17 protein-coding genes and 1 tRNA gene are annotated in these 23,910 nt (G+C 68.3%); 5 read left to right on the forward strand and 13 right to left on the reverse strand.

What is annotated here, in order from left to right:
- Window positions 1-7 precede the first annotated feature (7 nt).
- On the reverse strand, window positions 8-2,614 hold the full coding sequence (locus ASE89_RS14450; protein ID WP_082451564.1) for a glycoside hydrolase family 9 protein: 2,607 nt from the start codon (window positions 2,612-2,614) through the stop codon (window positions 8-10).
- 226 nt (window positions 2,615-2,840) lie between these two features.
- Between ASE89_RS14450 and ASE89_RS14455 the strand changes: the two genes are divergently transcribed.
- The 5 genes from ASE89_RS14455 to ASE89_RS14475 all read left to right on the forward strand — a co-directional run bounded on the left by ASE89_RS14455 (window position 2,841) and on the right by ASE89_RS14475 (window position 9,520).
- On the forward strand, window positions 2,841-3,620 hold the full coding sequence (locus ASE89_RS14455; protein WP_236701809.1) for an acetylxylan esterase: 780 nt from the start codon (window positions 2,841-2,843) through the stop codon (window positions 3,618-3,620).
- A gap of 43 nt (window positions 3,621-3,663) precedes the next feature.
- A complete protein-coding gene (locus ASE89_RS14460; protein ID WP_056679094.1) occupies window positions 3,664-5,103 on the forward strand; it encodes a family 43 glycosylhydrolase in 1,440 nt (479 codons plus the stop codon).
- Between the two features lie 158 nt (window positions 5,104-5,261).
- Window positions 5,262-6,839, forward strand: coding sequence for an alpha-N-arabinofuranosidase (locus ASE89_RS14465; RefSeq protein ID WP_056679097.1), 1,578 nt, complete (start codon window positions 5,262-5,264; stop codon window positions 6,837-6,839).
- Between the two features lie 51 nt (window positions 6,840-6,890).
- A complete protein-coding gene (locus ASE89_RS14470) occupies window positions 6,891-7,958 on the forward strand; it encodes an alpha/beta hydrolase (RefSeq protein WP_156363502.1) in 1,068 nt (355 codons plus the stop codon).
- Window positions 7,955-9,520, forward strand: a complete 1,566-nt coding sequence (locus tag ASE89_RS14475) for a glycoside hydrolase family 43 protein (protein ID WP_056679104.1) — start codon at window positions 7,955-7,957, stop codon at window positions 9,518-9,520. Before ASE89_RS14470 ends, ASE89_RS14475 begins: the two co-directional genes overlap by 4 nt.
- 18 nt (window positions 9,521-9,538) lie before the next feature.
- Here ASE89_RS14475 and ASE89_RS14480 read toward each other — a convergent pair whose 3' ends face one another.
- From ASE89_RS14480 to thiL, 12 genes are all read right to left on the reverse strand, one after another.
- Entirely contained in the window at window positions 9,539-11,443 is a 1,905-nt protein-coding gene (locus ASE89_RS14480; protein WP_056679106.1) for an NPCBM/NEW2 domain-containing protein, read from the reverse strand.
- Window positions 11,440-14,100: a glycoside hydrolase family 3 C-terminal domain-containing protein gene (locus tag ASE89_RS14485; protein WP_056680662.1), complete on the reverse strand. Its 2,661-nt coding sequence runs from the start codon at window positions 14,098-14,100 to the stop codon at window positions 11,440-11,442. The genes ASE89_RS14480 and ASE89_RS14485 overlap by 4 nt, the downstream gene beginning before the upstream one ends.
- A gap of 53 nt (window positions 14,101-14,153) precedes the next feature.
- Window positions 14,154-16,097 (reverse strand): sialate O-acetylesterase, encoded by a 1,944-nt coding sequence (locus ASE89_RS14490; protein WP_056679109.1) that lies wholly within the window; start codon window positions 16,095-16,097, stop codon window positions 14,154-14,156.
- 23 nt (window positions 16,098-16,120) lie between these two features.
- Window positions 16,121-16,453, reverse strand: coding sequence for a hypothetical protein (locus ASE89_RS14495; protein WP_056679111.1), 333 nt, complete (start codon window positions 16,451-16,453; stop codon window positions 16,121-16,123).
- A gap of 334 nt (window positions 16,454-16,787) precedes the next feature.
- Window positions 16,788-16,863, reverse strand: a tRNA-Phe gene (locus ASE89_RS14500).
- Window positions 16,864-16,916: 53 nt separating this feature from the next.
- Window positions 16,917-17,090, reverse strand: a complete 174-nt coding sequence (locus ASE89_RS19975; protein ID WP_081877796.1) for a DNA gyrase inhibitor YacG — start codon at window positions 17,088-17,090, stop codon at window positions 16,917-16,919.
- On the reverse strand, window positions 17,090-18,046 hold the full coding sequence (locus ASE89_RS14505) for a ribonuclease (protein ID WP_056679114.1): 957 nt from the start codon (window positions 18,044-18,046) through the stop codon (window positions 17,090-17,092). Before ASE89_RS14505 ends, ASE89_RS19975 begins: the two co-directional genes overlap by 1 nt.
- The gene (locus tag ASE89_RS14510) at window positions 18,039-18,608 is read right to left on the reverse strand and encodes a Maf family protein (protein ID WP_056679116.1); all 570 of its coding nucleotides are present in this window, start codon (window positions 18,606-18,608) and stop codon (window positions 18,039-18,041) included. The genes ASE89_RS14505 and ASE89_RS14510 overlap by 8 nt, the downstream gene beginning before the upstream one ends.
- A 45-nt stretch (window positions 18,609-18,653) precedes the next feature.
- Window positions 18,654-18,872: a translation initiation factor IF-1 gene (infA, locus tag ASE89_RS14515; RefSeq protein ID WP_031441079.1), complete on the reverse strand. Its 219-nt coding sequence runs from the start codon at window positions 18,870-18,872 to the stop codon at window positions 18,654-18,656.
- A gap of 156 nt (window positions 18,873-19,028) precedes the next feature.
- Complete coding sequence (locus ASE89_RS14520; protein WP_056679118.1) at window positions 19,029-20,504, reverse strand: DNA methyltransferase; 1,476 nt, start codon at window positions 20,502-20,504, stop codon at window positions 19,029-19,031.
- Window positions 20,505-20,681: 177 nt separating this feature from the next.
- A complete protein-coding gene (locus ASE89_RS14525; protein ID WP_056679121.1) occupies window positions 20,682-22,838 on the reverse strand; it encodes a sodium-translocating pyrophosphatase in 2,157 nt (718 codons plus the stop codon).
- A 96-nt stretch (window positions 22,839-22,934) separates the two neighbouring features.
- Entirely contained in the window at window positions 22,935-23,822 is an 888-nt protein-coding gene (gene thiL, locus ASE89_RS14530) for a thiamine-phosphate kinase (RefSeq protein ID WP_056679124.1), read from the reverse strand.
- Window positions 23,823-23,910 lie beyond the last annotated feature (88 nt).

A 23,910-nucleotide genomic window follows, 5' to 3' on the forward strand; every position in this document is an offset into this window, starting at 1 on the left:
CTGCGCGTCACTTCGCCGGGGGCTTGCCGGCAAGATCCTGAACCGCGTGCGCGAGTTCGATCCACATCGCGCCCTCGGGGATGACATATTCATTCTCGCCCCAGAAGAACGGCCAGTCCTCGTGATTTTCGGGGAAATCGGGCTTCACGATCAGGACGCCCGGTACCACGCCGCCGGCGATGAACGAGAAGTCGGCGCGGTTGTTGCCGTAAGCGACCTCCTTGGATCGTGTCCCGACGCCCGACACGAACGAGATGTCCGAACCGGGGTGATGCCCCAGCAGGAACTCCGCACCGCGGAACACCGGATCGGCGGGCATGACGTCGGGAAACGCCTTGTGCAGCGCATAGGCGTTCAGCGCGCCGGCGATCACCGTGCCGCTTCCGGCCCAGCCGCCCGTCGTGATCGGCACGCCGAACGGGTTTGCCGCGGCCGCCTTGACCGTCGCGGCCGCATAAGCGCGGACCGCGGGGATCATGCCCTCGCGATAGCTTTGCGGCATGAGCGGGATCGCGGCGACGGCATCGCGCAGGTTGAACGCGAAGCGCCGCTCCATCGCCGGCCATAGCGTCTGGACCGCGGTGGCATAGCGCGGGTCGCGGGTCGTGCGCAGCAATTCGACGGCGGCGGCGAACCGCTCCGAGTCGAGCGGGCCACCGGTGGTGTTGCCATGCTGGTACAGGTCGGGGGCATGCGTCTGCTCCTCCGCCCAGATGCGCGTCGCAATTCCCAGCGCTGTCTTGGCCAATGCCGGATCGGCCTCGCCAAGTGAGCGCGATGCGGCGGCAAGCGCGGCGATCGAACCATAATTGAGCGCCGACGCCTTGGTCGTGAAGGCCCAGCGATCGTCGGGCGTCCCGCTGCGGCCACCGCGCTCCTCGCCAATCTTCAGCGCTGGATCATGGATCAGCCCGTCGGTCTTGGTCGATGCGTCGCCGAGATGCGTATATTGCGCGACGTCGGGCTCGACGATGCCGTGGATCGCATGGCCGACCGCATCGAACTGGGCAACGAGCTGGAGCGTGCCGTGGCGGATCTGCTGGAGCAGATCGGGCGTGCCGTCGGGGACGTGGATCTCGGTCCGGCGACGGGTCCAGTCGACCGCGGTCGTGTCGCGCGTCGGGCGCCACCGTTCCCAGGTGTCGACCAGCGACCGGACGACCTGATATTGCGACTGGGTACGGATGTCGAAATCGCCCGCGTCGAACCAGCCGCCGACCGCGAGACCGGGAATATGCTCCCCCGGCTTGTACGTCGTGTCGGTGGTCGGCCCCTGCGCATAGAGGTCGATATGCTCGTGGTTCAGCGGCGCCTGGCGCGCATCGTCGCGATGCGCGTCGCCATGCCAGACGCGATAGCCCTCGTTCACGTACATGTGATCCATCGCGACGGGGAAGTAGACGTCGAGCGTCGGATGCCATGCGCCCGCATAGACGTTGTCGGCGATGCGGAACGGCGCGGTGCGCGTCGCGCCATATTCGAGCATGTAGAGGCCGGGCTGGCGGACGTCACTGAAATCGAGCTGGCGATAGCTGTAGCGCAGATAATCGCCCCAGCGGGTCGCCGGTGCGGTCTTGACCGTTGTCGTGCTGCCATCGGCGCCGACCCGCAGCAGGCGCGCCGGTGCCGTCGTGCGATCGTTGCGATCGAGCTCGATCGTCGCGACCTTGCGCGCACCGGGGGCGTAGCCCAGCTGCGAATGCGCGATCACGGGCGCGCGCAGCCAGCCCGGCACGCTGTTCGGCTGGACCTCCCATTCGAGCACGGTCCCGGTCCGCCCAGCAGGCAGGAGCGAGCGGAGCACGAACCAGCCATTTTGCGCCTGATTACGACCGTCGAACAGCTGCACCGGCGCGCTCGACCGGATCGTCACGCGGCGGGCGGGATCCTCAGGCGCGAGGACGAAGCGGGTGCCTTGCGCGATGGCGTTCGGCTCTGCGCCAGGCCCCTCGGCGCGACCGCTCGCCGCATTGCGCTGTGGCGTCGCGGTCATCGTGTCGGCGGGGTGCAGCGGGAAGACGCCGCTGCGATCGTCCGCGAGATAGCCGTGGTGGAAATAGGCGGCGGGGAGGAATTCGAGGTTGAATCCCGCCTTGCCCGCGAGCGCCGCGGGGACCGGCGCGTCGAGGATTACCGCCAGCGCGACGGCCGCGCCCTTGGTCGAGGAGCGGATCCGGTATCGCCAGTTATAATCGGGATATTCGAGCGTGACGGTGACGGTGCCGGCAGCGCGATCGACCTGCCGGTCGACGAATCGCGCGGTCGCATCCCATTGCCCCGGCGTGGCGGACAGGCGCACATCGCCATTGGTCGCGATCCGTTCGCCCTGCTGGATGATCTCGACGCCGCTGATCTTCGAATCGGCGAACAGCCCGTCATACCAGTTCGAGAAGACCAGCACGTTGACGGCTGGCGCCTCGTAATAGCCCGCATCGCCAAGCGTCGGTGCGGCCGCGTCAGGGCGCGCAGCCCGACCTGTGCGGGCAGGGGCGATCCGTGGTCGTGCGGTGGCATCCTGCGGGGCTGCGGCATCGCGCGGCAGCGCGCGCGCGACGCCGGGTATCGCGGTCGAAACCAGTGTCCCCAGCAGGCAAAACCAAGCTGTTCCCGTCATATACCCTCTCCCAAGTCCCAGTATCGCCGATCGCTGACCGGTCATTCTTACTCAGACTATAGCGCTAACTTCTGGCGGCGCTACCATGTCATCAGGACCTGGAATGCCAGCCGATACGCGGCTGGACATGATAGCGGTATCGACTTACGTTCGCGCCTTACGAGCAGGGCAGGCATCGGGCGAAGGCGCCGGTGGATCGACCCGATGCCGTGGCGGAGGGAGAGAGATGACGGGGCTCATCATCGATCGGCGTCGTGCACCGCGGGGATCGCCTGTGCACTGGGCATGCGTGCTGTTGCTGGCGGGCCTGTCGCCCGGCACGGCGGCAGAGCCTTTGGCGACGCCGGGTTCGAACGCAATCGCCGCCGTGGCGGATCCCCAGACCGCTGCCAGACCGATACCACCCGCGCTGGCGCCCTATTTCACGGCGGTGCCGGACGCGGCGACCACGCCCGATCGCGACGGCTTTCTGCGCCGCTGGTTGTTGCTCGAACCGATCGCCAAACCCAATCGCACGAACACCGGCTTTACCCCCACCTATGTCCGGCAGGCCCTGACCGCATCCCTGCCAGGGTCGCCGGTCGCAATCCCGAGGGACGGGCAGGTCGAAAAGGCCGCCGCGCCACTGCGCTGGCATGCACTTGATTCGAAGGGGTTCGACGTCAAGCTGTTCGACTTCGCCAAGGCACTGGGGGCGCCGACCTATGGCGTGATATTCTGGGCGGTGACGATCGTCGACAGCCCCCGCGAGCAGCGCAACGTCCGCCTGGCGGTCGGTTCGAACGCGGCATCGATCTGGTGGCTGAACGGCACCGAGGCGGTCGGGCTGTTCAACGACCGTCGCATGGTGATGGACGACGTGCTGTCGGATCGCCTGACGCTGCGCAAGGGACGCAACGTCATCCGCGGCGCGGTGATCAACGGCCCCGGGCTGAGCAGCTTCTGCGTCCGCTTCGTCGACGAAGCCGGCCGCCCGATCACCGATCTGACGACCCATGATCGATAGCCCCCGTCGCGATACCGCGGATCGGCAACAGGGAGGGACCCGGATGCGGTGTGGACTGATCGCGGTGTGCCTGGGGTTTGCGGGCGCAGGGCCCGCCGCCGCGCAACTGGCGGGCGAACCTTTCATCCACGATCCCTCGACCGTCACGCTGTCGGACGGGAAATATTACACGTTCGGCACCCGCGGCGGCGGGCTGGTGTCCGAAGACGGCTGGACCTGGCATGGCGGCCCCGAGCGGCCGGGTGGCGGCGTGGCGCCCGACGTCATTCGGATCGGCGACCGCTATTACGTTGCCTATGCGGTCGGCGGCGGGGGCATGGGGGGCGGCCATGCCAGCCAGGTCAAGATGATGTGGACGCTGTCGCTCGATCCGGCATCGCCGCGCTTCAAGTTCCACGACATCGGCGTCGTCGCGTCGAGCGACGGGGTCGAGACCGCGGATGCGATCGATCCTGCGTTTCTCTACGCCAAGGGCCGGTTGTGGCTGACCTACGGCACCTATTTCGGCCCGATCCGGATGATCGAACTCGACCCGAAGACGGGACTGCGCATGGTGGGCAACGTGCCCGTCGACGTGGCGATCGACATGGAGGCCACCGCGATGCTGTATCGCGACGGCTATTATTATCTGCTGGGGACGCACGGCACGTGCTGCGACGGGCCCAATTCGACCTATCACATCCGCGCAGGCCGGGCGCGCAGCCCACTTGGCCCCTATCTCGACCATATGGGGATCCCGCTGCTGCGGGGCGGCGGCAAGATGGTCGTCAGCGCGCGCGGTCGCCGCATCGGACCGGGGCATTTCGGACGGATCGCGCTCGCCGGCGGGGTCGAAAAGCTGTCGCTGCATTATGAAGCCGACATGGATCGCAGCGGCCGGAGTGTTCTTGCTATCGAACCCCTGCGGTGGACCGACGGCTGGCCGGTCGTGGGCGAGACGGTGGCGCCGGACACCTATGAAATCGCCTCGGAGCGCAGCGGCTATGCCTTGAGTCTGGCGACCGATATCGTCCGCATTCCGTTCGACGTCCGCCGCAGTTTCATGGCCGCCGCGACCGATCCGGTCGGGCCGATCCCCGACCAGACGCTGGCACAGGATTCTGCCGACTGGCCACGCGGGCGGATCCGGGTGGATCTGGCGGACTATCTGGTGCGGCCGCATCAGTTGTGGACGATCACGCCGGTGCCCGCGGCGGGGGGCTATTTCGGCGCCCCCTATTACCGGATCGCGATCGCAGGCACGTCGCGCATGCTCGCCGCCACCCCGAACGGAGAGGTCGAGACGATCACCGCCGCCACCGCAGGCGCCGAGCCCCTATGGCAGATCGATCAGCTCACCGACGGCAGTTACCGGATCAAACCGAAGGTCGTGCCGGGCGACGGGCGGGATCTCGCGCTGGTCGCGATCGGTGCGAGCACGCCGACCCTTGCGGCATTCGATCCGGCAAGCCCGGCGGGACGGTGGACGTTCAAACGACCCTGACACGGCCGTCGGTCGCCAAGCGGAGTTGACGGATGCGCAGAGTCGACTACTCCTACTATTAACTTCAAAAGACGGGGCCTCGCCAAGGGGCCGAAAGGGAGAGCATGAACCGGATCAGTCCTCGCCTCGCACGGTCGTGCGCCATCCGCCCTCGTCGCATGGGACGCAAGACCGCAGCGTCGTTGCTCGCGCCGCTGATCCTCGCGGGCACGGCGCTGTCCGGCGGCGCCGCAGCGCAGACCCTGTCGGCGGAGACGGCCAGTGCGACCTTGCAGGCTGACAAGCCCGGCCCGCAGATCCACCGCGACGTGTTCGGGCAGTTCGCCGAGCATCTCGGTCATGGCATCTATGGCGGCATCTGGGTCGGCAAGAATTCGCGGATCCCCAATGACGGCGGCTATCGGCGCGACGTGCTCGCGGCGATGAAGGCGATCAACGTGCCGATGGTGCGCTGGCCCGGTGGCTGTTTTGCCGACGAATATCACTGGCGTGACGGGATCGGCGCCACCAAGGCGCGGCCGACCAAGGTCAATACCAACTGGGGCGGCGTCAACGAGGATAACAGCTTCGGCACGCACGAATATTTCGGGCTGATGGACCGGCTGGGCGGCAGCACCTATGTCTCGGCCAATGTCGGCAGCGCACCGCCTGCCGAGACCGCGCAATGGGTCGAATACATGACCGCGCCGCAGGGTACCACGGTGCTGGCCAAGGAGCGCGAGCGCAACGGTCACGCCGCGCCGTGGAAGATCCAGTATCTCGGCATCGGCAACGAACTATGGGGCTGCGGCGGCAACATGCGTGCGGAATATGCCGCCGATCTGACCAACCGCTATGCCCAGTTCGCCAAGTCCGCCAACGGCCCGATGCTCAAGATCGCGAGCGGCCCGAGCGATTCCAACTATGAATGGACCGAGGCGATGATGCGCATCGCCGGCAAGAATATCGACGGGCTCGCGCTGCATTATTACACGCGTCCGCGCGACAAGAACTGGGCCGACAAGGGGCCAGCGCTGGGCTTTGCCGAGCGCGAATGGGCAAGCACCATGGCGCACACGCTGCAGATGGAGGAGTTCATCACCAAGCATTCGGCGATCATGGACAAATATGATCCCGCCAAGCGCGTGATGCTCGCGGTCGACGAATGGGGGACATGGTATGACCCGACGCCGGGCAGCAATCCGGGCTTTCTCGAGCAACAGAATTCGGTGCGCGATGCGGTCGTCGCGGGGCTTAACATCAACATCTTCGCGCGCCATGCCGACCGGGTGAAGATGGCGGCGATCGCACAGATGGTGAACGTGCTGCAGGCGATGCTGCTGACCGACGGCGCCCGGATGGTGAAGACGCCGACCTATTGGGTGTTCGACCTGTACAAGCCGTGGCAGGGCGCGACGTCGTTGCCGATCACGCTGACCTCGCCCTGGTATCACAAGGACGAAGTGGCGGTGCCCGCGGTCAGCGCGTCGGCGGTGCGCGACGCGGCGGGGCAGGTGCATGTCGCGCTGGTCAACCTCGACCCCAATCGGGCGATGCCGGTCTCGGTCGCGCTGACGGGGTTGCAGGCGACCCAGGCGAGCGGCCGGATCGTCACCGGTCCGACGATGGATGCGCATAACAGCTTCGATTCGCCGGATGCGGTGACCCCGCAGCCCTTTGCCGATGCCCGGATCGCGGGTGGGACGCTGAGCGTGACCGTCCCGGCAAAGTCGGTGCTGGTGCTCGATCTGCGCTGACCGGCCGGCCGGGCATGACGTGTTCGGCGGCGATGATGGATGGGGGATGCGATGCGGAGTCGTGGTGGAACGTGGCTGCTGGGTGCGGCGCTGGGGCTGGCATCGATCGGGAGTGCGGGCGCGCAGGTGAAGACACCGGCGCCCGCGGTCGTGCCGGGGGCGAAGGCCGTCACGGCCGAACGCATCACCGTTTATTCCCCCGCCATCACCGGCAATCTGGAGGGGAATAGTCCCGACCGCGCGGTCATTGTCATTCTTCCGCCCGGCTACCGGACCAGCCCCGGCAAGCGCTATCCCGTGGTCTATGCGCTGCACGGCTATTCGATCGGCGTGGAGCAATGGATCGGCGAGATCCATGTGCCGCAGACCATCGAGGGGGCGTTCGCCAAGGGCGTCCGCGAAATGATCGTCGTGCTGCCCGACAGCAAGACGGTGCACAACGGATCCTTCTATTCGCGGTCGGTGACGGTGGGCGATTTCGAGCGCTTCGTCGCGCACGACTTGGTCGGCTATGTCGACACGCATTATCGGACGATCGCGGATCGTCGCAGTCGCGGCCTCGCGGGGCATTCGATGGGCGGCTATGGCACCGCGCGGATCGGGATGAAGCATGCCGATATTTTCGGCGCGCTCTACATGATGAGCCCCTGCTGCCTGTCGACACGCGCGCTGGGCACCCCCGATGCCGCGGTCGAGGCGACGATCCGGGCGCTGAAATCGCCCAAAGACGGCGCGACGCTGCCCTGGGGCGTGCGGGCGCAGCTCGCCACGGCCGCCGCCTGGTCGCCCAATCCCAAGGCCCCGCCGCTCTATCTCGACCTGCCGGTCAAGGACGGCCAGCCCCAGCCCGAAGTGACGGCCCGCTGGGCCGCCAACGCCCCGCTCGCAATGCTAGACCAATATGCCGGTGACCTGCGCCGCTATGCCGCAATCGGGATCGACGTGGGCGACCGCGACGGCCTGAAGGACGACGCGGTCAAGTTTCACGAAGCACTCGACCGCTACGGTATCGCCAACGCCTTCGCGATTTATCCGGGCGATCATACCAGTGGCGTCGCGGGGCGCGTGCAGGACCAGATGATGCCGTTCTTCGCGCGTGCGCTGGCGTTCGGCAAATGAAGGCGGGATCGGCGATCGCCGCGGGCCTGCTGCTCGCGACCGCGGCCTCGGCGCAGGTCTGGCGATCGGATCAGGGTGATGGCAGCTACCGCAACCCGGTGCTCTATGCGGACTATCCGGATCCCGACATCATCCGCGTCGGCCGCGACTATTATTTCGCGTCGACGACCTTTGCGAACACGCCGGGGATCACGATCCTGCACAGTCGCGACCTGGTGAACTGGACGATCACGTCGCATCTGGTGGCGCGTCTCGAGGGTCGGCCGCAATATGACCTGGTCGGCGGCAACGCCTATCGCAAGGGGCTCTACGCCTCGAGCCTGCGCTATCACGCGGGCACCTATTATCTGGCGAACACGCCGGTCGGGCAGAATACGCGGATCTGGTATGCCAGGGACGTACGCGGTCCGTGGCGCTACCACGAGCTCGATCGCCAGGCGTTCGATCCCGGCCTGTTCATCGAGCCCGACGGCCGGGCGTATCTCGCCACTGCGAGCACCGCCGACGGGACGATCACCCTGCTGACGCTCGACCGTGCGCTCGCGCACGTCACGGCATCACGCAAGATCCATTATATCAAGGGGGCCGAAGGGTCGAAGTTGCTGCGGCGTGGCGACTATTATTATCTGTTCAACGCGCTGCCGCCGCGGCTTGCGCTGTCCGTATCGCGGTCGCGCAGCCTGTTCGGGCCGTGGGAAACCCGCGACCAGATCGACGACACGACCGGTGGGCACCAGGGCGCGCTGGTCGATCTGCCGGACGGGCGCTGGTTCGGGTTCGTGATGGAGGATAGCGGCGCGATCGGGCGGATGACCAATATCAGCCCGGTCTTCTGGCGCGACGACTGGCCGGTCTGGGGGACTCCCGCCGCCCCGGGCCGCGTGCCGCGTCAGGCGGCCAAGCCGATCGCGGGCCATCGTTTTGCCGAGCCCGCGACGTCGGACGAGTTCGGCGGGCGGCGGCTCGGGCTGCAATGGCAGTGGAACCATAATCCCGAACTGGAACGCTGGTCGCTTGCCGCACGCCCCGGCTGGCTGCGGTTGCGCCCGACCGTGGCGGAGCGGTTCTGGTCCGCGCGCAACACGCTGACGCAAAAGGGGCAGGGGCCTGCGAGCCGCGGCGAGGTGAAGCTCGATATCGCTCGTCTGGCGCCCGGCGATCGTTGTGGCTTTGGCACGCTGGGACAGATCAGCGCGAACCTGACCGTGACGCGCGATGCGAACCGCCGGGCCCGGATCGCGATGGAGGTGACGACCGACCGGGTCGAGGGCGCGCAGACCGAAACGCGTGCCACCACCGACCTGCCGCAGGGTAATACGCTGTGGCTGCGCACTGACATGGACTTCACGACGAGCCGGGGCCGGGTCGCCTATAGCGCGGACGGTGTTCGCTGGACCGGGCTCGGCGGTGACTTCCCGCTCGCCTTCGCATGGCAGACCGGCACGTTCCAGGGCGAGCAGTTCGCGCTGTTCTGCTACGCGCCCGCCCGCAGCGAGGGCTGGGTCGACATCGACAGCTTCCGCCTCTCGCGACTGGCACCGGCGGGCGGCGCGCCACGATAGGCGAAGGCGGGTCGCCGCCTATCGCAGCAGCGCAGCCTCCGCCCAGGCGACGGGTTGCGTCGCGGTCGAGGCGCTGCCGCGGGCGACGAGTTCGACGATCCGCACCCCCTTGATCTCCGCGCGCAGCGGCGCGGGGGCCATGCCGAACGCCATCGCCGGGGAGGTCGCAAGCAGGCGCCCGTCGCCCCAGACCTCGAACGTGACCGTGCCTGCCTTGGGGGTGCCGGAATCGTTGACGCCGACCTTCGTTGCGAAGCGCGTGAACCCGGCATTGCGCACCTCGAGACGCGACTGGCCGAGCACGCCGAGCCCCGTGTCGAAGTCCGTCCCGGCGATCCGCAACAGCTTGCCATAGGGTGCCCGGTCCGCCTCGGCCCCGCCCCAGCCGCCATATTGCGGATGCTCGCCCGGGCCGTGCGTGCCGATCCAGGGGGTGATCGAATGGTGGATGGTCGGATCGGCCTGGGGCGACGCCACCCCGTCCACCGCCGGATTGACGCGTCCGGTCTGTTCGGAAAGATAGAGCCCGTCGGCAAGACGCCGGGTGCCCGCGGCGCGGAACACGCGCGTCTCGTGCGGGGCCAGCGACAGGGCCATGTCCTTGCGGAAGCTGCTGTCCGCCTTGCTCCACAGGTCGCGCAGGCGGACATCGGTATCGGGGCGCAGCTTGAGATGCTCGGCGGTCAGCGTCGCCTTGGCGGGCTGCGCGGTCCGGTTGACGACGGCGACGCCCTTGCTGCCGTCGGCCAGCGTCTTGACGAGGATCTGCACCTCGTCCGAGTCATAGGCGAGCACCGCCTGGTTGCCGGCCTGATCCTGGTTCAGCGCGACGATGTCGGCATTGCCGAAGATCGCGAGCAGATCGGGCGTCAGCTTGCGTAGGTCATAGCCGATGATCAGCGGCGAGTTCAGCATCGCCCAAAGCGTGAAATGCGCCCGCGCCTCGATGAGATGGCTGCGATCGAAATCCCCCGACCCGACGAACAGCATGTCGGCGTCGTTCCACGACCCGGGATGCGCATAGAGCGCACGGTGCGTCACGGTGTCCATATTGGTCAGCATGCGCGGCCAGAGCGGCTGGATGTCGTCGCTGGTGCGCGAGGTGTTGCCGACGTCCTTGCCCCAGGCGCGCACATCGCCCGCGCCCCAGAGGCACAGCGAGTAGACATAGGGACGTCCCGCCGCCTCGGCGCGGATCGCCGCCCCGACATCTTCATAGAGGCGGCGGATACCCGCGACGTCGGACCGGCCGAGCGACTGCATGTCGACCAGCGGCGGCAGCGCGCGATACAGGCCCGATCGCACGCGCGGCGCATCCGCGGGCAGCCCCCGGATACCGCAGGCATCGACCTTGATGAAATCGAAATTCCAGTCGCGGAAATAGGTCTTCATGTCCTGATCGACATGGCCGTAGAGCCCGACTTCGCGTTCGGCGACACTGCCTTCAGGCTGGTTCTTGAAATCGGGGGTGTAGATCTGGCCGCAACTGTTGCGGCCGATATCCGAATAGATCCCGGCCTTCAGCCCCATCGCATGGAGCCGGTCGGTGAGCGGGCGGAAGCTGGTGTCGGGGCCGGTCGCCGCAGACGGGAAATGGCTGGTGCGGATGATCATCCGCCCGTCGGGCTGGCGGCGCTTCAGCCACCAGCCGTCGTCGATATTGACGTAGCGATAGCCGAGCGTTGCCAGCTTCGTGTCGACCAGCGCCTGCGCGGAGGCGAGCACCTTCTCCTCGTCGACATCGCTGTTGAACGCGTTCCACGAATTCCAGCCCATCGGCGGGACGGGGGCGTGGCCATCGGCATTCGCGCTCCACCGGCCGGTCGCCGCAAGCGGATCGCGCGGGGCGGCGTGGGCGGGCGGGGCGGCGGCACCGGCGAATGCGAGCGCGGTGCCGAGCAGCAGGGCCGAGCGGGCGATCATAGCGGCAGTGCCGCGGAAGCGCGCGCGGTGAAGCGTGTCGTCGCTCCCGGAACGCCGGTGCCGGGCTGGCCCGACCCCAGCGTCACGCGGTACGTGCCGGCGGCGATTGATCGCGTGCCGTCGAGCGCGACCGAACTCAGGTCGCGCGGCGAGAGGTCGAAGCTGAGCATGCGGGTCTCTCCGGGGTTGAGGTCGACGCGGCGAAATCCGCGTAGCGCAATCCGCGGCGTGCCGGGCCGGTCGGGAAAATCGAGGTAGAGCTGCGCGACTTCGGCGCCCGCGCGCTTGCCGATATTGCGGAGCCGCGCGGTGACGCGGACGCCGGTCTCCGCCCCGCCCGGCGCGGGTTCGACCCGGATCGCATCATAGGCGAAGCGCGTGTAGCTGAGCCCCGCCCCGAACGGATAGACGGGCGTGCCGGTGAAATAGCGATAGGTGCGCCCGGCCATCGCATAGTCGCCGAACGGCGGCAGATCCGCGACGCTGCGGTAGAAGGTCAGCGGCAGGCGGCCCGACGGATTGGTCCGGCCGGTCAGAATATTCGCTGCGGCGAGACCGCCCTGTTCGCCCGGATACCAGGCCTCGAGGATGGCGGCCGCGTGATCCTTGGCCCAGGCAAGGTTGATCGGGCTGCCGTTCATCGCCACCAGCACGATCGGCTTGCCCGCGGCGCGCGCCTGTTCGAGCATCGCGATCTGGTCGGCGGGAAGGTCGAGCGTGGTCTTGTCGCCGCCGGCGAAGCCCGGGACGCTGACGCCGGTTTCCTCGGCTTCGAGGTCGGAGGTGAGGCCGACGACCGCGACGACGATGTCGGCCGCCGCGGCGGCGCGTTTCAGCGCGGCACCGGGATCGTCCGATACGCGTTTCCAGACGAGATCGACACCGCCGCCGTCGACCTCGATGCGGTAGCGTCGCCCGGCGGTGAGCGTGAGCGTCTTCATCCCGGGCAAATCGTTCCAGCGGGCCTTGCGACGGTCCGACACGACCACCCCGTCGACCGCCAGCACGCCGCCCGCCCCCGACAGGCCGAGGCGATAGCTGCCGGTTTCGGGGGGAATGAGAAATCCGGTGCGGATCGTCCGGTGCACGTCCGCGACCCCGGCGAGCGCGAGCTGACGGTCGCCGACATCGGGCTCGATCCGGGTCACGACGGGGGTGTCCCGGTAGCGCACCGCCGCGACGATCGCGTCGCGCGTGCCGGGGGCAAAAGCGGTCGGCAGCGGGGTGACCGGGTTGTAATAGCGTGCGAGCACGCCCGGCTTGCCATCGGGGGTCTGCAGCGCGGAGGTCGGAACGCGGTCGCCGTCGGTGACGGACTCGCCGAACGGGACCAGCGTGATTCTGTCAGTGCCGAGCGTCGTGCGCAGGCCGTCAACGATCGAGACCGGCGGTCCCGACAAGGGCGATGCGTAATTGCCGCGCAACACGCGCGTGGCGTCGCCCAAGGGCCCGATCACCGCGACCCTCGTCCCGGCGCGCAGCGGCAGGACGCCGTCATTCTTCAGCAATACCATCGACCGTTCGGCGGCGGTCAGCGCGAGCCGGCGATGCTCGGCGGCACCGACCGCGTCGACCGGCACCGCCGCGGGCGCGTCGGCCAGACCGGGGAGATCGCCGGTGCGGTAGCGCGCCGCGAACAGGCGGACGAGGCTGCGATCGATATCGGCCTGGGTAACGAGGTCGCGCTGCAACGCGGTGCGATAGCGGGCGTCGAGCCCCGCCGTGTCGCTCAGCGTATCCCCGCTGCATTCATTGTCGACACCCGCGCGCAGTGCCGCGGCGACCGCGGCGGCGCCATCGGGGGCATATTTGTGGTTGTCGGCAATGTCCTTCACCGCGTCGCAATCGGACACGACATAGCCTGAAAACCCCCAGGCGCCGCGCAGATGCGTCTTGAGCAGCGGGTCGCTGGCACAGGCGGGCTGACCATCGATGCGGTTATACGCGCACATGACCGACCCCGCCTGTCCGTCGACGATCGCTGCGCGGAATGCCGGCAGGAACGTATCCTCGAGGTCGTGCGCGGACACATAGACATTGGCCTGGTGTCGCGTGGCTTCCGGCCCGCTGTGGACGGCGAAATGCTTCGGCGTGGCGATGACGTGCGGGCGCTCGGGATCGGGGCCCTGCAGGCCGCGAACGAAGGCGACGCCCATCGCCGCGGTCAGGACGGGATCCTCGCCATAGGTTTCCTGGCCGCGCCCCCAGCGCGGATCGCGGAAGATGTTGATGTTGGGGGACCAGCTGTCGAGCCCGGTGCCGATATGCCCGACCCGCCCGGTTTCGCGCGCCAGCGTGTGAAGCCCGCGGACCTCGGTGCTGATCGCGCCGGCCACCGCCTGGACGAGCGGCGCATCGAAGCTCGCGGCCAGACCGATCGGCTCGGGGAAATTGGTCGTCGCGATCGGCCCCAGCGCGCCGTGGAGCGATTCCGTCCACCAGTTATAGGCCGGAATGTCGAGCCGCGGGATTGCGGGCGCGACGTTGAGCAGTTGCGGCAGCTTCTCGTCCGCGCGCAGCTGCGCGACGAGCGCGGTGGCCATGACCGTGGCCTGGTCGGGCGCGGCCGGGCTGGTCTGTGCGGCGACCGGGGCCGCGACGAGCGCGATTGCAAGCGCAAGCGACGGGCCGATCGCCGCGCGCCGGGTGGGCATCATAGTCGTGCGCATCATCGTCTTCCCCATGCTCGCAGGACGCCGCCGCCGGCGCATCACGATATCGGTGTTTCGAACGGGCCGACGGGCAGCCCCGCATCGTCGACCAGGTTGATCGCGGGCGCGTCCGACCAGGCATAGCGGACCCGCGTGACGGGCTGGCCGTCGCCGGGCAGCGTCACCTGCGAGCCGACGACCGTGCCGGATGCGTAGCGACAGCTTGCGGCGGCGGCACCGCACAACTCGAACCCGATCGCCTCGCGCGCGCTCTTCGCGTGCAGCGCGCCGGTCACGCCGGAGAAATCGAGAGCGACGCCGCCGCCGGGCGCGCGCTGTGCACGGGCGATAGCCGGGCCCGAGGGTGCGATCCGTTCGCCATAGACCGTCGCCCGCATGACCTGGGCAAGGCGTTGCCCCACCGCATGCTTTTCGCCCGGATGGATGTCGAGCGCATCGCCGATGTCGAGCGTGACCGCGACGCCGGCGTGGCGGTCCGCGGCGGCGACGCGACGTTGCGCATCGCGCACGGTGGCCCAGCCGCTCTCGCCCGGCGCAAAGGACGGGGCTCCGTAGCCGGCGAGCTGGGCGATGGCGAAGCCGGCCTGCGGGCTGCCGAGACGCGTGCGCCAGTCGGCGATCAGCGCGGTGAGACGCTGATCATAGCCCGGAATGCCGGTGTCGGATTCGCCCTGATACCAGGCGATCCCGGCGACGCGCGTCCGGCCGAGCGGTGCGATCATCGCATTGTAGAGCGTCCCGGCGCCGTTGATGTCGTCCCACGGCACCCGGGGGGCGGAACCCGCGATCCGCTGTGCCTTCGCATAGCGCCAGCCATCGCCGAGCGGCACGCTGCTCCCGTCCCCGAAGGTGATCCGCATCGTGTCCGCAGGACCGGTCATCCCGCCATAGGCATAGACGTCGTCGTCGTTGACGGTGATGACGTTGCGCCCGGCCTTCAGCGTGCCGACGGGTAGTGCATAGACGCGCGACTGTGAGGCGAGGCTGCTGCCGCCGACACCGATCCCGTTGACCCAGGTCCGGTCGGCATCGTCGATCGTCCCCAGCACGAGCGTGGCGGGACCGCGCGCCTGTTCGGCGGTGATCTCGACGCTGCGCTGATACCACAGCATGCCGTTGTAGCTGGCGAGGTCGGCGATGCCCCAGGTCTCGAAATTGGTCATCGCGGGCACCGCCTGCCAGTCGAGCGCGGCGCCGGGCTGCCACGGCTCGCGGCCGACCGCGTCGCCCGATCCGGTCCGCCACCATGTCTCCCACAGCGTCATCGCACGCCGGTTCGCCGCCGCGGAATCGCGCGCGTAGAGCGCCAGCAGATCCGCCTGGTCGCCGAGCCCCGCCTGCCGCAGCGCGGGATCGCTCATCCACGCGCTGATCCGCGACCCGCCCCAGCTCGCATGGATCGCACCGATCGGCACGGCCGCGCTCCGCCGGAGCGCCTGCGCCATGTAGAAGCAGGCCGCGGAGAAGGCGATCTGGCTCGCCGGGCCGGCGACGGTCCAGCGTACCGCATCGTCGAGCCGCGCGACGGGCGTCGCGGCGGCGCGCTTCGGGATGGTCAGCAGGCGCAGGCCGGCGTCGACGGGGGCATGCGCGTCGGGGATCAGGTCCTGCGCCTCACTGACCGCCAGTTCCATGTTGCTCTGGCCCGAGCAGAGATAGACATCGCCGATCAGTACATCGTGCAGCACCGCCGCGCCGCTCTGCGCCGCGATCGTCAGATCATAGGGACCGCCGGCGTCGAGCGCGGGCAGCTCCGCAGCGAAGCGGCCTGCTCGGTCCGCCTTTGCCGTGACGGAACGCCCCGCCAGCGTGATCATCACCGTTTCCCCCGCCGCCGCCTCGCCGGTCAGCGCGATCGGCTGACCTCGCTGGATCACCGCGTGATCGGTCAGCACGCCGTCGAGGCGCGGGGCGGCCAGCGCGGCGGACGCGCTGCTGGCGAGAAGGACGGCGATGGCGAGACGCACGGGCAGGCGTTGCATGATTCGATGGGTCCTCTGGCAGGTCAGACGGGCTGGAGCCCGGAGCGAACGAAACGGTGGATACGATCGCGGTGGTGAGGCGGGCTGGCCACCAGACGGTGTGTCGGGGCGTCGTTTTCGATCGAGCCGGGCATCATCGCCGTGCGTGCGCGGAGGCTGACGACTATGTCGTTACCAGTCCCGTCTATCGCGGGCAGGGGTAGCGTGTTGCTCTGAATGGCAATGTCTTGCGCGAAGGCGGGCAGCGCGCAGGTCAGCGTGGCAAGGCTGGTCGCGTGCGCGACCGTAGGGCCGCCGCGGGCGAGCGTCGGGTTTTGGGCCGCAACGGTGGAAGCAGCAGACGTCGTCGAGCCCATCCTGACCTCCCCTCATGGGTCGCATTGCCTCATCGTGCGTGAGGCATGGGCGACCGAATTGCATCTCTCCGACTTCAGAAGGAGATGCGCAATTTAGCAGTTGCGATAGCGCTCACACTACCTCGGATATCGGGCGTTGCAAGTATTTGTCCGAGTGAAGACAAAACAGCTCACAAATGCCGGAGCGCCATGCGATCTGGAGCACGATTGATAAGACTATAGGCTGAATGGCCGCCCGGGACAGGCTGGACTATGCGCGGCATGATGCGGCTGCCGAGCGCACGTCGACGCTCGCCGGAGAGTACGGTTCGGCGTTGCAATATCAGAAGAAAAATGGTGCCCGGAGACGGGGTCGAACCGCCGACACTGCGATTTTCAGTCGCATGCTCTACCAACTGAGCTATCCGGGCATCGTCCGATCGGGATCGGATGAAGGGCCGATCGTGCGATCGGAAGGGCGCGTTTAGTCGGGCTCTTCACCGCTGTCTAGCCCCGTTTGCGATATTGCGCGGCCGGGGATGCGATAGCCTTCGCCGAGCCATTGCAGCAGGTCGCGGTCGCGGTGTCGGCTCGAGCAAAAGGGGGCGTAGTCGGGGACGGCGGGCTGGCCGCAGATCGGGCATTTCACGGCGGGCATCAGCGGCTCTCCAGATCGTGGACGACGCCCGTACGACGGGCGAGCGTCGCCAGCCAGTCGGGGTGCGCCATGAGGCGGGCATGGACCGCGGCGGGCAGCGCATGGCGCCGCGGGGCGGTCGGCGGGGTGCGCTCGAGCGTGCGCAACGCGGCGCGGGCGGCGGCGCCGACGGGATCGGCGCGGAGGATCTCGGGGATCGAGGCGCGGGCACGCGGGCGGATGATCTGCAGGAAGCCGAAGCCGTTGACCGCGGTGCGCTCGAACGGGGGCGGCAGCGTCGTGTCGATCGCCGCGGCGACGGCGCTGCGCTGTGCCTTGCCGGCGAGGGTGGGGAAGTCGACGCCGATCGAGCCGCCGATCCCGTGGCGGCGGATCGCGCGCGCGACGGCCTGCGCGGCGGCGACCGCCAGCGGGTCTAGCGGCGGCGCGCCGTCGACATCGAACAGCGTCATCGCCGGCGTCGGCGACAGCCGCAGCGCACCGAGCGGGAAGACGATCTCGCCGCTCATCGCCTCGTCGAGCAGTTCGGACCAGCCCGCGGCCTCCAGCGCGTCGGGCTCGTGCGCGCGCGGGGCATGGATCGGCAGGCCGGTCGCGACGAGGCGGTCGTACAGCGTCGGCGCGGCGCAGGGCGGTCGGTCGGTGGCGTTCGCCTTGGCGAGCTTGGCGCGGCCGGCCTCGGGCAGGGCCTCGCGGACGATCTCGACGGTCAGGCTGGCGCCCTGCGTGATGCCGGGCGGGAGGTGGCTGACCAGCGCCTCGCCGCCGTCGAGCGCGACGCGGCCGCGCCCGCCGCCCAGCGCCTCGACGAGACGTGCGCGCGCGACATGGCCGACGCGCAGCGCCACGTCGTCGCGCTCGATCAGTGCCTCGACGATCTGGTCATTCTCGACCAGCGCGGCGCGGTCTTCGCCGATGCCGGCTTCGTAGAGCCAGACGGGACCGGGTTCAGGCAAGCGCGAGGCCGGCGGTCTTCAGCAGCGCGCGGGTTTCGAAGAGCGGAAGCCCCACGACCCCCGAATGGCTGCCCGAGAGAAAGCGCACGAACGCCTCGGCGCGGCCCTGGATCGCATAGCCGCCCGCTTTGCCCAGCCCTTCGCCGCACGCGATGTAGTCGTCGATCTCGGCGCTCGAGAGCGGCTTGAACGCGACGATCGTGTCGGCGAGGCGGGTGCGGACGGTGCCGGCGGCGTCGATCACGCAGACCGCGGACAGGCAGTGATGACGTCGCCCGGACAATTTGCCGAGCAGGTCGCGCTGGATGTCAGCCGTATCGGCGGGCGGCAGGATGCGGCGGCCGAGCGCGATGGTGGTGTCGCCGGCGATGACGATCTCGCCCGCCGCGCGACCGACCGCGCACGCCTTCTCGACCGCGAGACGCAGCGCATAGGCGCGCGGCACTTCGGCCCGGTGCGGGCTTTCGTCGATATCGGGGGACGCCACGCGCGACGGCACGACGCCGAGCCGCGCCAGCAGGTCGCGGCGGCGGGGCGAGGAGGAGGCTAGGACGAGCACAATTGCCTCGATCTTGCTGCACGACCGCGGACGACCCGCGGCCAGCGCTTATTTGAAGCGGTAGGTGATGCGACCCTTGGTCAGATCATACGGGGTGAGCTCACACAGCACCTCGTCGCCGACCAGCACGCGGATGCGGTTCTTGCGCATCTTGCCGGCGGTGTGACCGAGAATCTCGTGGTCGTTTTCGAGCTGTACCCGGAACATCGCGTTGGGGAGGAGTTCCACCACGCGGCCGCGCATCTCGAGCAGTTCTTCCTTGGCCAAATATAATCTCTGAATTGGGGGAATTTCGGGACGAGCGCCCTTACCGCAGGTTCGCAAAAAAGGAAAGCACGCCCGAAAGGCGCGCATGGCCCTTATGCCCATACGCGCCCGTCAGACCTGGATGTCGGTGTTCGCCGCGTCCGAAACAAGGGCGCGTCACAGCAGCCCGGGCTGTGTGCCGGTGGCTTCGCGCGCGGCGCGGCGGAAGGCGGCGCGGTCGACATTGGGGATTCGCGGCCGCTTGCCCTGGAACAGGTCGGCGAGTGTCAGGATCTGAAGCCGCGGGAACGTCTCGTCGACGCCCGCACGGTAGATGCCGACCGCAGCGGCGCGGCGCTCCATCTCGCGCGTGGGCCTGGCGTTCATGATCAGCACGCCGATCGGCGCCTTTTCGCGCGCGATCGTCGCGGCGAGCGTCTCGACCATCGTCACATCGGGATTGAGCCCACCCTTGACCGAGACGATCGCACGGTGCGTGACCATCTTCCCCGCAGCGACATCGTGATCGTTGAAATAGATCAGCCCGTCGATCCCGCCATCCGCCCCCTTCTTGCGGCCCCCAAAAGGGAGCGCATCGACCAGCGACACCGCCCACCACTGAAACTGGTATTTGTCGCGCAGCGCCAGATCGCGTGCGGAGGCGAGGTCCTCGGGGGTACCTTCGACCGTGAAGGTGACGCGGGGAAACGCGTCCTTCATGCGCTTTTCGATCAGCGAAATGGCGAGATGCGTGATGTCGATCCCGATCCATTGCCGGCCCATTTTCTGCGCGGCATGGACCGCCGTGCCGCAGCCACAGAACGGATCGAGCACCACGTCGCCTTCGTTCGACGACGCGCCGATGATGCGTTCGAGCAGGGCCACCGGCTTCTGGGTCGGATAGCCGAGACGCTCCCGCGACACCGGGGCGATGATAGGGATGTCCCATACGTCGTTCATCGCGACGCCTGGCGACGTGCCGCTTTCCTGCGTGGGATTGCGGGTTCCGTCGGGAGCGAAGGTCACTTTCTGCATCGCCCCGCGCCAACGTTTGATCGAACTCGCCGACGGGGTCATCGTCAGAACGTTGAACAGATTGCCCGTTTCGGTCTTACTGTAGAACAGCAGGCAGTCGTGCATCCGTTGAAAGCGGTGGGAGACCGTCGGCCAGCGCCGATAGCTCCAGATGATCTCGTTCTGAAACTGCCGTTTGCCGAACGTCGCGTCGAGAAGAAGTTTCAGATAGTGGCTCGCGGTCGGGTCGCAGTGGAGATAGAGGCTGCCGGTCGGTTTCAGGACGCGGTGCAGTTCGAGCAGCCGCACTGCCATCATCGCCAGATACGCCATCATGTCATTGTCGCCGAGAAACCCGCGCATCGCGTTGAGCAGGTCGAATGCCTTGGTGTTGCCGCTGCGCGCGACCTGGTCGAAGGCTTCCTCGGCGCTGTCGTTCCAGTGCCAGCTGTCCTCGAACGCCTCGATCTGCGCGTTCGAGGCGCGGCCGTCGGGTTCCTTGAACAGGATGCCGTAGGTCGCGTTCGAATTGAACGGCGGGTCGAGATAGATCAGGTCGACGCTCTCGTCGGCGATCTCCTTGCGGAGGGCGGCGAGATTGTCGCCATAGAAGAGGTGGTTCTCGGGGCGGTTGCGCATCGGGGCAGGATGCGGGGGCGCAAGCCGGTCCGTCCAAGCCAGATGCATCCGCGGGACGGTCTATCGGGTCCGTTACGGCGGTATCGGCGGGGGTATGCGACGGAGGGGACCGCGCGTGCTACCCCCTCCGTCGGGCTCCGCCTGCCACCTCCCCCTCGCGGGGGGAGGATCGGCGCGTCAGCCCACCCCGCCGCCGGCCAGCGCGGCGAGCAGCAGCAGAGCGACGATATTGGTGATCTTGATCATCGGGTTCACCGCGGGGCCGGCGGTGTCCTTGTAGGGATCGCCGACGGTGTCGCCGGTCACCGCGGCCTTGTGCGCCTCGGATCCCTTGCCGCCGTGATTGCCGTCCTCGATATATTTCTTGGCATTGTCCCAGGCGCCGCCGCCGCTGGTCATCGAGATCGCGACGAACAGCCCCGAGACGATCACGCCGAGCAGCATCGCGCCGAGCGCGGCGAAGCCCGAGGCCTGGCCGGCGACCGCGGTGATGATGAAATACACCGCGATCGGCGACAGCACCGGCAGCAGCGAGGGCACGATCATCTCGCGGATCGCCGCCTTCGTCACGAGATCGACGGTGCGCGCATAATTGGGGCGGCTGGTGCCAAGCATGATGCCGGGATTGTCGCGGAACTGCGCGCGGACCTCCTCGACGACCGCGCCCGCCGCGCGACCGACCGCCGTCATCCCGAACGCGCCGAACAGATAGGGGAGCAGCGCGCCGAGCAGCAGCCCGACGATGACGTACGGGTTGCTGAGGCTGAAATCGACCGTGACCTGCGGGAAATAGGTCGCGAGATCGGTGGTATAGGCGCCGAACAGGACGAGCGCGGCGAGCCCGGCCGAGCCGATCGCATAGCCCTTGGTCACCGCCTTGGTGGTGTTGCCGACCGCGTCGAGCGCATCGGTCTTTTGCCGGACGTCGTCGGGCAGGCCCGCCATCTCGGCGATCCCGCCGGCATTGTCGGTGACCGGGCCATAGGCGTCGAGCGCGACGACCATGCCCGCCTGGGCGAGCATCGCGGTGGCGGCAAAGGCGATGCCGATGATCCCGGCAAGCTGGTAGGCGACGATCACCGCGACGACGATGACAAGCGTGGGCAGCGCGGTCGATTCGAGGCTGATCGCGAGGCCCTGGATGACGTTGGTGCCGTGGCCGGTCTCGGATGCCTTGGCGATCGACTGGACCGGGCGGTGGTTGGTGCCGGTGTAATATTCGGTGATCCACACGATCAGCCCGGTGACGACCAGCCCGATCATCATCGACCAGAACAGGTCCATGCCGGTGAAGCTCTGCGTCAGCGACGGCGCGGCCTGGGTGGTCAGGTCGTCGGTCGCGGGATCGAGATAGCCCGCGCCGCCGATCACGCGGTGGAGGTCGCCGAGCACGTACTGCGTGGCGAGGTAGATGGCGGGGATCGACAGGATCGTCGAGGTGAAGAAGCCCTTGTACAGAGCGCCCATGATGCTGCCGCCGCCGAGCCGGACCATGTAGGTGCCGATGATCGAGGTGACGATGCACACGCCGCCGACGAGCAGCGGGAGCGTCATCAGCCGCATCAGCTCGGCGCCGCTCGCCTGGATCAGCAACGCGATCGAGATCATCGTGACGCCCAATGTGACGACATAGGTTTCGAACAGATCGGCGGCCATGCCCGCGCAGTCGCCGACATTGTCGCCGACATTATCGGCGATGACCGCGGGGTTTCGTGGGTCGTCCTCGGGGATGCCCGCCTCGACCTTGCCGACCAGATCCGCGCCGACGTCCGCCGCCTTGGTGAAGATGCCGCCGCCCAGACGTGCGAAGATCGAGATCAGCGAGGCCCCGAACGCCAGCGCGGTCAGCGCCTCGACGATGATCCGGTCGTTGGGCGCGTGACCCGCCGGGCCGGTGAGGTACCAGAAGAAGGCGCTGATCGCGAGCAGCCCGAGCCCTGCGACGAGCATGCCGGTGACCGCGCCAGAGCGGAATGCCATGGTCAGCCCGGCCTGGAGCGAGGTGCGCGCGGCCTCTGCGGTGCGGACGTTCGCACGGACCGAGATGTTCATGCCGACATAGCCCGCGACCCCCGACAGCACCGCGCCGATGACGAAACCGATCGTCGAGATGACACCGAGCGTGGCGAGCAGGATGACGGCGACGATGACGCCGACGATCGCGATGGTGGTGTACTGGCGGCCGAGATAGGCCTTTGCGCCCTCCTGGATGGCGGCGGCAATGTCCTGCATCTTCGCATTGCCGGGGGATGCGGCGAGCACCTGCCGACTGGTGACGAAGCCATATAGGACGGCGATGACGCCGCAGATCATGGCCAGATAGACGGTCGTCATACGGCACTATCCCTTTTTTCAGTTCCTCCCCGGTCTCGGCTTTGCCGAGTCCCGTCCAAGGAACCTATCAGTGCAGGGGTATTGCGCAAGCGACCGTCAGGCGCGGTGCTCATAGCCTAGACTTGGCGGCAGCGGGACGGGCGTGCCGGCATCGTGAAGGACCAGCCCCGATCCCGTGAAGAAGGCGCCTATTCGGGTGGCATCGGTGGCGAAATCTTCGGGTGCGGCGAACAGCAGCTGATAGTCGTCGCCTGCGGTCGCCGCCGCGACCCGGTCGCCCGAAACCATGCGATAGGCGTCGGAGAGGGGGATGGCGGCGAGATCGATTGTGACCGCGAGGCCGCTCGCCAGCGCCATCCGCGCGGCGTCGATGAGCAGCCCGTCGGACACGTCCATCATCGCATGGACGTGGCGGGCTAGGCGGCGGCCATCGGCAAGCCGGGGCTGCGGGCGGTGGTACGCGGCGAGCAGCTCGGCCGGGCCATGCTTGCCGAGCGCGATCGCCAGTCCTGCGCCCGCATCGCCGATCGTGCCGGTGACGTAGAGCGCGTCCCCCGGCTTCGCGCCGGCGCGGGCGGGGGCGGCGGCGTCGCTGCCGAAGGCGGTGACGGTGAGGATGCGGGGTGCTCCCGGGGGGAGGGTGACCGTGTCGCCGCCGATCAGCCGCGTGTCATGGGCCGTAAGGATGTCGGCGAGGCCTTCGAGAAACGCGCGGTCCCATGCGTCGTCGCCGAGCGGGTAATTAAGCAGGATGCCCTCGGGGACCGCACCCTTGGCGGCGAGATCGGACAGGTTGGTCGCGACGAGCTTCCACGCGACGTCCTGAGCGGGGTCGGTGGGGAGGAAATGCACGCCCTCGACCAGCGTGTCGGTGGTGACGACGAGGGGCCCTGCGTCGAGCAGCGCGGTGTCGTCGTTCAGGCCGCGCGCCGCGGGGTGGAGCGGGAGGCGGCGCAGCGCGGCAATGAACTCGGCTTCGGTCATTCCTGCTCCATCTCCCCTTGGGGGAGAGGGCTGGGGTGAGGGGCTGCCACACAGCGCATCGCCCGGAACTGGCCCCCCCCCCCCCCCC

It is taken from the genome of Sphingomonas sp. Leaf30 (genome assembly GCF_001422525.1).
In the GTDB taxonomy this organism is placed as follows: Bacteria; Pseudomonadota; Alphaproteobacteria; order Sphingomonadales; family Sphingomonadaceae; genus Sphingomonas; species Sphingomonas aerolata.